Origin of the sequence: Vibrio sp. 1727 (assembly GCF_033344415.1) — a bacterium.
Classification (GTDB): Bacteria; Pseudomonadota; Gammaproteobacteria; order Enterobacterales; family Vibrionaceae; genus Vibrio; species Vibrio alginolyticus.
On the sequence record NZ_JAWPOT010000361.1, the window covers coordinates 1 to 644 of the forward strand.

The following is a 644-nucleotide window of genomic DNA, read 5'->3' on the forward strand; positions in this document are numbered from 1 at the left end:
CAACGAGACTAACGCATCTTTAATCGTGATTCGGGTGGTAGAAAACAGCTCACTTAACTCTCTTTCTGAAGGCAGTTTTTGCCCTTGAGAAACCACGCCAGAGTGAATTTGCTGTCTCAAGCTGGTTTTAATTTTTCCTAACTGCGTCCCTAACTGGCCCGCACCTGTTGCTTTCATTCTGACCTAGTCCAATAGATATTTTCTCAACAACATAAGCGGCTTAAGTAACAGAAATATGACAAGTCAAACTGCTCACTTATTCATCAAATGAAATACAAACGCCACAGAAGTGAATCATAACTGTCAAATTATCTGCACCAAACCGTCACATTCCCCCCATAGGATAAAAAGCGAACTTACTGACCTAGTCCAGAAGGATGGAGACAATGAAAACTTTGCTTAGCCGTTCCACTGCCGTGCCTGCCAAACTGCTTGCAGCCACCGCAATTACAGCAACATTATCGGCGCCTGCTTTTTCAGCGGATGCCAATGTAGAATCCCTAGTAAAAGCCGCTCAAAAAGAAGGCTCGGTTTACAGTGTGGGCATGCCAGACAGTTGGGCAAACTGGAAAGACACGTGGGCTGATTTGCAATCAAACTACGGTTTGAAACATCAAGATACTGACATGAGCTCTGCACAAGAA

1 protein-coding gene and 1 pseudogene are annotated in these 644 nt (G+C 44.3%); one reads left to right on the plus strand and one right to left on the minus strand.

Going from position 1 to position 644, the window contains the following annotated elements:
- A partial coding sequence (locus R8O10_RS25745) for a GntR family transcriptional regulator (protein ID WP_318192030.1) occupies positions 1 to 177 on the minus strand: 177 nt, incomplete at its 3' end.
- 209 nt (positions 178 to 386) lie between these two features.
- On the opposite strand from R8O10_RS25745, the pseudogene R8O10_RS25750 reads away from it, so the two are divergent.
- A pseudogene (locus tag R8O10_RS25750) lies at positions 387 to 644 on the plus strand (ABC transporter substrate-binding protein); the annotation flags it as partial.